Source organism: Pseudomonas asplenii (assembly GCF_001293465.1).
Classification (GTDB): domain Bacteria; phylum Pseudomonadota; class Gammaproteobacteria; order Pseudomonadales; family Pseudomonadaceae; genus Aquipseudomonas; species Aquipseudomonas fuscovaginae_B.
The window spans coordinates 47060-54168 of the sequence record NZ_JSYZ01000034.1; the positions used below are offsets into that span (position 1 = coordinate 47060).

Annotated in this window: 12 protein-coding genes and 1 pseudogene; all 13 read left to right on the forward strand. The window is 57.8% G+C overall.

The features are described 5' to 3' along the window. Window positions 1-389: 389 nt before the first annotated feature. Window positions 390-869 (forward strand): hypothetical protein, encoded by a 480-nt coding sequence (locus PF66_RS30500; protein WP_054064749.1) that lies wholly within the window; start codon window positions 390-392, stop codon window positions 867-869. Between the two features lie 613 nt (window positions 870-1482). Next, the gene (locus PF66_RS30505; RefSeq protein ID WP_054064750.1) at window positions 1483-1920 is read left to right on the forward strand and encodes a hypothetical protein; all 438 of its coding nucleotides are present in this window, start codon (window positions 1483-1485) and stop codon (window positions 1918-1920) included. Beyond that, a complete protein-coding gene (locus PF66_RS30510) occupies window positions 1917-2105 on the forward strand; it encodes a hypothetical protein (RefSeq protein ID WP_054064751.1) in 189 nt (62 codons plus the stop codon). The genes PF66_RS30505 and PF66_RS30510 overlap by 4 nt, the downstream gene beginning before the upstream one ends. After that, window positions 2102-2278 carry a hypothetical protein gene (locus PF66_RS33090; RefSeq protein ID WP_160320677.1) on the forward strand — a complete coding sequence of 59 codons (177 nt, stop codon included), beginning with the start codon at window positions 2102-2104 and terminating at the stop codon, window positions 2276-2278. The genes PF66_RS30510 and PF66_RS33090 overlap by 4 nt, the downstream gene beginning before the upstream one ends. After that, window positions 2275-2424: a hypothetical protein gene (locus PF66_RS33255; RefSeq protein ID WP_193394244.1), complete on the forward strand. Its 150-nt coding sequence runs from the start codon at window positions 2275-2277 to the stop codon at window positions 2422-2424. The genes PF66_RS33090 and PF66_RS33255 overlap by 4 nt, the downstream gene beginning before the upstream one ends. Window positions 2425-2830: 406 nt before the next feature. Further along, the gene (locus PF66_RS30515) at window positions 2831-3574 is read left to right on the forward strand and encodes a Rad52/Rad22 family DNA repair protein (protein WP_054064752.1); all 744 of its coding nucleotides are present in this window, start codon (window positions 2831-2833) and stop codon (window positions 3572-3574) included. Beyond that, window positions 3571-4068, forward strand: coding sequence for a siphovirus Gp157 family protein (locus PF66_RS30520; protein WP_054064753.1), 498 nt, complete (start codon window positions 3571-3573; stop codon window positions 4066-4068). Before PF66_RS30515 ends, PF66_RS30520 begins: the two co-directional genes overlap by 4 nt. A 7-nt stretch (window positions 4069-4075) precedes the next feature. After that, complete coding sequence (locus tag PF66_RS30525) at window positions 4076-4588, forward strand: hypothetical protein (protein ID WP_054064754.1); 513 nt, start codon at window positions 4076-4078, stop codon at window positions 4586-4588. A 231-nt stretch (window positions 4589-4819) separates the two neighbouring features. Beyond that, window positions 4820-4984, forward strand: coding sequence for a hypothetical protein (locus PF66_RS34120; protein ID WP_425357927.1), 165 nt, complete (start codon window positions 4820-4822; stop codon window positions 4982-4984). Continuing rightward, window positions 4981-5583 carry a DUF1566 domain-containing protein gene (locus PF66_RS30535; protein WP_054064755.1) on the forward strand — a complete coding sequence of 201 codons (603 nt, stop codon included), beginning with the start codon at window positions 4981-4983 and terminating at the stop codon, window positions 5581-5583. Before PF66_RS34120 ends, PF66_RS30535 begins: the two co-directional genes overlap by 4 nt. A gap of 65 nt (window positions 5584-5648) precedes the next feature. After that, on the forward strand, window positions 5649-6269 hold the full coding sequence (locus PF66_RS30540) for a DUF1566 domain-containing protein (RefSeq protein ID WP_054064756.1): 621 nt from the start codon (window positions 5649-5651) through the stop codon (window positions 6267-6269). 54 nt (window positions 6270-6323) lie between these two features. Continuing rightward, window positions 6324-6680 carry a four helix bundle protein gene (locus tag PF66_RS30545; RefSeq protein WP_054064757.1) on the forward strand — a complete coding sequence of 119 codons (357 nt, stop codon included), beginning with the start codon at window positions 6324-6326 and terminating at the stop codon, window positions 6678-6680. Window positions 6681-6925: 245 nt separating this feature from the next. Then, window positions 6926-7109 (forward strand): annotated as a pseudogene (locus PF66_RS33325) (reverse transcriptase); the annotation flags it as partial.

Genomic DNA, 7109 nt, shown 5'->3' on the forward strand with positions numbered 1-7109 from the left:
GTGCCTTTAAAAAAATAAAGGCAAACCTGTTGACTCCAAATAAAGGCTACCCTATATTTTGATTCAACGAGGCGCTACACAGCCCCTCGCCAGGCCCTCAAGGCCACCGCTCTTTAAAAACCTGAAATCTTCGCGGATCGATCCCTGGAACCAGGTACAGCGCGAAACACAAATTTCGATCCCCATGCAGGCTCTGGAACCTGCCGGACCTCACTCATTGAGGTACGCCAAACCATGCAAGCCAGTCGGGAAGAACACCGTCCACGAAATGTGTGACCCGGCCAGAGAGAGGACTCCGGCGCCGCGCATGGGGAGGAGAACAGATTTCACTGCTTGGCCTTCGAGGTTGAGGGCCAATCGGGAAATCAACCCGACATAGGAACACTGCAATGACCGAACAACAGAAACTGACTCCCCCAGCAATCGGCGAAATCTGGCAGGGCCAGGGCGGCATCTACGCCGGCATCGTTCCTGCGCGCAACGGCGCCCAGGCATATCACCTGATCATTGGTGACGAGCTGGGCCGCTTCGAATGGGGCCCTTACGGCGAGGATTCGCCGGCCAAGAGCATGATCGACGGCCTGGCGAACACCCAGGCCATGGTCGAATCCGATGCCAATTACCCTGCCGCCGTAGCCGCGTACGAGCACAAAGCCGATGGTCATGCCGACTTCTATCTGCCGGCCGCCGCCGAGCTGTACGAAGCATGGCTGAACCTGGGGAGCAACGACTTTGGGTGGGTCTGGTCATCTTCGCAGCGCTCCGCCATCAACGCATTCATTCTGGGTTTCGGAGGTGGCTTTCAGCTCAACCACGGCAAGTACGACGAGTTCCGTGTCCGCCCCGTCCGCAGATTACTCATTCAGTAATTCATTCCTTTAATTCGATTTCCCTGACAGCCGGGAAAGACCGGCCCGGTCACCTGCGTGCCGAAGCGCAGGCTGAATCGGAGTGTGATCTGAATGCGCAGGCTGATGCGCCCGAATGCAGGTGAAACCCCTGCGCCGTAGTGAGGCGGTGGACATATCGGTTCCGGAACGACATCCGGATTAACAGACTAAGCCGGAGATCAGCGCCGGCCAGATCACACCCCGATGCAGAAAGCAGAAGGACTGGGAGTTCCCGGTCGATGCAATCCGCATCAGTCACAAGATCGGAGAAAATCATGCTCATCTTAATCCTGATCGGCGCAGCGCTCAGTCATGTGCGGCCAGAACCGCCAACTGAAGAGCGCTTGCCAGCCGATCGGCCGACCAGAGTCCGCGAAAAACCTCGATTGCGAATCGGGGTCCCGGTGTTCTGGCGCTGAAGGCCCCGCCCAAAATCTGTAACGACATGCATTGGTTACACACGGTGAAAGCCCCGACGTCCAGCGGGGCTTTCTTTTTCGCCTCTATTCGTCAGCGCTCCCCGGCGCCCACCGGCAGACAGCCGTGAGTGAGCGTTGACGAATACAGGTGACCAGCAATCTTGGAGGTCAACATGAACGCAGCACTGAAGATTTGCCAAGCGATGTACGACGCGCAGTTGCCACCGCCGGTCAACGATGACTCAGCGGAGGCTGAGTGGCTTGAGCATGCGGCTGAACAGCTGGTGTGCGGTAACGATGTCACTTGGAAGCGCCGCTACGGCCAGATCAAGAAGGTGACCGCAGATCAGTACTGCACCTACCTTCAAGGTCATTTGAACAAGCGGCAGGAAGACGGCCTGGACGAGCGTGACTCGCTCGCACGTCTTTTCCTGTCTTCGATCGTCGGCAGTCAAAGCGAGTGCCGCACCCATGCAGCGGACCTGATCGGTCAGCAGCACCCCATCGAAGCCGCTGAGCGAATCGCTAGGGATCTTCTCAGGCCTTACGCAGCCGACGCAGTTGCTGCCGAGCGCGAAGCCCAGGAAGACGACGTCGACGGTGATCTATGAGCCCTCACATTCTCATCGACGAAGCCCTTGAGGGCTTCTCTGATCCGTCCAGCAAGACGGACTGCGACATTACGGTACAGCGCCTGATCACCAAGCTGTTCACCGACGGTGCGATAACCGCCGACGAGTTCAATCACTACTGCAAGCGCCTGATGATTGCCCAGTGGCGCAAGGAGGCGGCATGAGCGGATCTGGAGCAGACAAACGCGCAGAGGCCCTGGCAAAGCGCGTTGCCAAGCTGCGCAGCGAAGGGGTTTCGGTGCGCGAGACGGCCGAAATCGTCTGCGTGCACAAGGGCCGCATTCGCACCCTGCAGCTCCTGGGCGAGCGCCTGATGACGCTCAAGGATGGCGCATGAACAGCATGATCCTGGCGTTCACCCACAAATCTTGGCTTGGCGCACTGTCGCTTGCTTACGACGCCGGCATCGAAAACGTCCACGCATGGAGTCGCCGGGCATGCCTGTGCGGTGAGTGGACCGTCGCATACGAGGTGAAGGCATGAGAAAGATCACTGTGAAAACTCGCCACTACACGTTCGCTGAACTGATGGATCGTCTCGTCAGCGGGAATTGGTGCGTGATCAGAGACATCCCAGACCACTTCGTCTTCATGCCCACTGCATACCGGAGATCGCAATGAAAGTCTTCTGGTGGGTCATTGCCTGGGGGCTTGTGGTTGCGCTGACGCAGTACAGCCTGTTCCGAGAAAACGGCGAGCCTCGGCAATTTCCATCTGTTCAGGCGCAGAAATGACTCAGGCTCAGCGCCGCCGGCGCCTTCTAATCTGGCGCGGTTCTTTCCCCGCCATCGCCCTCTTCACATTCCTGATGCTGCTCAGCGCTCTCGCTGATCGCGTCACCCAGTAACCAACCCTTTCTATCGCTGCGCTAGACGCGGCAAGGAATCCTCATGTCTACGAACATGCAGATCTGGGATCAAGTCGCCAAGACAGACACCAGGTACACCAAAGCTGCCGAGGTAAACGGCCAGAAGATCACCAGCCTGAACGGAACAGCGGTCGTCATGAAGGCGACCGAGGTGTTTGGTCCTGTCGGGATTGGCTGGGGCTGGCGGGTTGTTGAAGAACGATTTGATGAAGGCCACGAAATCTTCATCGGTGAAGGCGAAAAGCGTAGCTGTATCGGGCGCGAGATCGGGCACACCGTGAAGATCGTTCTCTGGTTCATGCGTGGCGATCAGCGCGGCGAAATCGAGCAGTACGGCTGCACGCGGTACCAGTACAAGACAAAGTACGGCATGACAACTGACGGCGAGGCACCGAAGAAGTCGCTGACAGATGCGATCAAGAAAGCGCTGTCGATGCTTGGTTTCAATGCCGACGTCTTCTTGGGGATGTTCGATGACAATGACTACTTCCAGCAGCGCCAGGAGGAAACGGCTATCGAGGTCGCAGAGGACCAGGCCGCTGCGGAAGAGCTTCACAAGCAAGAGCGCCTGGAATGGCTCAAGTCTTCCCTTGAGACGATGGCCGGCGCCGTGACCTTGCATGAACTCAAGACGCTCAACACACGCTTTGTGAAAAGTGCTAATGCGCGAAACGAGACTGGCTTCTTACGCCGGATCGCGTCGGCCTTTGAAGAGCGCAAAGCGCATCTCGAAAGCGCTCAGCAATCCATAGAGGTAGCAGCATGAGCAGCCTGTATGAGTTGACCGGACAGTTCAAAGATCTGACGGCGCTGATGGAAGGTGCCGACGAAGACATGGCAATCGCGGTGCGCGACACCATGGGCGCCATTGAGGCGGAATTCAACGATAAGGCCCTGGCGGTAAGCCGGGTCATATTGAACATGGACGGCAATATTGACGCCGTGAGCGCCGAAATTGAACGACTGGAGGAGCGTAAGCGCATCCTGTCGAACCGCAAGAGCGAAATCGTCGAATACCTCCGCGAGAACATGGAAGCCGCGGAGATCACGAAAATTTCCTGCCCACTCTTCACCATCACTCTAGTTAAGGGCCGCGAATCTGTAATTGTCGAAGATCCGAAACAGCTACCAGACGAGCTGGTTTCGACAAAGGTAGTCGAATCCCCAGACAAGAAGGCCATTGCGGAACGCATCAAGGCAGGCAAAGAAGTTAAAGGTGCCCGCTTGGAGCGGGGAAAATCCTCGGTCAGGATAAAGTGAGTCCACCATGATCAGCAACGAACTCAGCTTGATCCAGCAGAACGAAACCCTTCGCGCATCGCTTGCATCTGCCGTAGAGGAGTTCCTCGCGGGTGGCGGCCAGATCGATGTTCGTCAAATCACGGCATCGAAAGGCGTGTCGGTCATCGAGCGCATCCAGACGCCAAACTTCCAAAGTTCATCGGCCAAATCTGAATCCGATGCTCAGGCACGAAGGATTAGCGAGCTGGCAAAAACGCTCAACCGTGAAGAGATATGTGAGCGTGAGGGTCTTTCGCTGGGGGTCTTGCGCGGGATCGCCAAGCGATACGGCATCCAGTTTCTTGCCGGCCCGAAGAAAGCCTACGCACCCAATAAGCGAAAGCCCAAGGAAGACGCCGAACTGATCGAGAAGATCAAGGACTGCATGGCTCGTGGCATCACTCGCTACCAAGCATGCAAGGAACTCGAGATCAGCTCGACACTGATCCGGCGAATCATCGCTGACCACAACATCGACTATCCGGTGGTGACCCGCTGATGCGCCGAGCAGCGCGCGTGCAGCAACGCAAACGGCAGTCCTGGGTTGATCTGCCACCCAGCGGCCTGGAGGGAAACTATGGCAATGGATCAGGCCGAGCGCGATCGGCGGCGTCGCAACAAGTCGGCAGAGAGACAGGAAGAAGACCTGCGTTTGAAAGCTCTACCTGGGACTAAACAGGCCCTCTCGGACTTGATGGCCTGGGCCGGCATGGCAGAACAGGGTTAAGCAATGACCCTCATGATTCATCACCTGCACAGCCTTGGCCCAGCCGGCGCCATTCCCTTTCTCACTCCGCCGCGCCACGAAATCACCGTATCGAATTCCGTGGCGCTGAAACTCGAAAACTTCTGCCGGCGCGAAGCGCTGCGCATCTCCCATGAGGAAACAGCATGAAACCTGAAATGGTCACTCTGAAAGTCGGCGAAGCAACAATCAAGATGCCAGCGTCAACGGTAGCCGGCCTGGTACTGGCGAGCGTCGTCAGTCACATCGCCCCATCCGCCCAGGTTGCGGCCAATGGCTTTGCATCGGATATCCCGGAAACTGGCTCGTACTGGCCCGAGCAAGGCGGACTCAACGGCGGTTTCGTCCCGGCTCGCGGCGACGTGCCAGCGCACTACCTGATCTTCGCAAAAGACGACGTCGGCGATCACGAGTACGGACGTCGAGGCGAAGAATCGAAGGCAACCAGCAAGACCGATGGCATGTCGAACTCGGCTTTCCTGCTATCCGAAGGCGGTCATCCGGCCGCCAGTGCGGCCTCAGGCTACGGCGCAGGCGGACACAACGACTTCTATCTGCCAGCCGCGGCCGAACTGTACCAGGGCTGGGTGAACTGCCCGCAGATCTTCGCACAGGACTGCTACTACTGGTCGAGTTCGCAGCGCTCCGCCTACCTCGCGTTCCTTCTGGGTTTCGGAGGTGGCAGTCAGGGCATCAGCGGCAAGTACCTCGAGTTCCGTGTCCGCCCCGTCCGCAGATTCTTTATTTGATCCTTCATTCATTCGAACCATGGCGCATCAGCGCCTTTTTTGTTGCCTACAGAAAGGAGCACCACATGAGTGCAGTTGAAAAAGCAGTACCGGTAACAACCCTTCCGACCATCGGCCAGGCCTATGGAGGCGGTTTCGTGACGGGCATCACCCGCGACCCGGACACCGGAAAGCGCTACCTGAACATCACCGCCGGCGCCGCCCATGAACTGGAGGGAGAATGGGGAGAATATGGCGTGAAAATCGAAGGCGCTGACAGCCTCACCAACAGCCGCTCCAACACCGAATCGATGGCCGCAGCCGGCAGCGAACTGGCGCAGAAGGTCCTGGCGCTGGATATCGGCGGATTCACCGACTGGGCCATCCCAGCACGTGACGTGCAAGAACTTCAGTATCGCCACTTCAAACCGACGACCCAGGAAAACTGGGCATGCCGGCGCGACGGCGACAACCCAAACAGCGAACCTGTAGGCAAGCTGTACAGCGAGGAAGACCCAGCTCAGACTGCGCATGAAGCCTTCCGCGAAGGTGGGCCGGAGGCGTTCAAGGACACCTGGTACTGGTCATCTTCGCAGCGCTCCGCCAACGGCGCGTTCAGTCTGGGTTTCGGAGGTGGCATTCAGCCCAGCCTCAGCAAGTACTTCGAGTTCCGTGTCCGCCCCGTCCGCAGTCAGCTTATTGATTGATTCATTTATTCAATCCGGCCGCTAGCGGCCGGTTGCTCTTGGAGAGCACGCCTTATGGCAATGCACACGGATTTGCAGATCTACAGGTCATCACTTGGATTGCTCCAGATGGCCACGAACCTGACCCGAAACATTCCTCGCGATCTCAAGCAGTCCCTCGGAAAGCGCGTCATTGATGAGTGCATTGATGTGCTGATGCTTATTGCCCGAGCAAACGCAACACCCGATAAGCGTCCTCACCTGACCTTGCTGGTCGAGAAGGTCCAGGTAGTCGAGTTCTTGATGAGGCTGTTCAAAGACAGTCGATTCATCAGCGTTGGACAGCACGCAACTGCCATTGAGGTAACAACTTCAATCGGAAAACAGGCATCCGCCTGGAAACGCTCCACCCCAACCGCGCCCGCTACCTGACGGCCAAGGCTTCAGGTCTGTGCGAATTGAATCTGGTCGTGCCGCTGGCCTTCGGGCCACCGCCATGTGCACACACGGATACCGACGGTCTAAAGCGTCCGAGCAGGTCCGGCACAGTTTCCCCGATGAGAAATCGTCGGGGCGACGTAGATAGCACGACCGGTCGCAGCGCTCCGCCAACAACGCATTCAATCTGAATTTCGAAGATGGCAATCAGAACAACAACGACAAGTACAACGAGTTCCGTGTCCGCCCCGTCCGCAGATTCGACTGTTGGTCCCTACCCGTTCAGCGACCTCGTCCAGGCCTACTACGATTGCCGGCGCTCGAAGCGCAACAGCACCAGTGCGCTGGCTTTCGAAATGGACCTCGAGAAGAACCTGACGGAGCTACACGACGACCTGGCCAGCGGCCGATACCGCCCTGGTC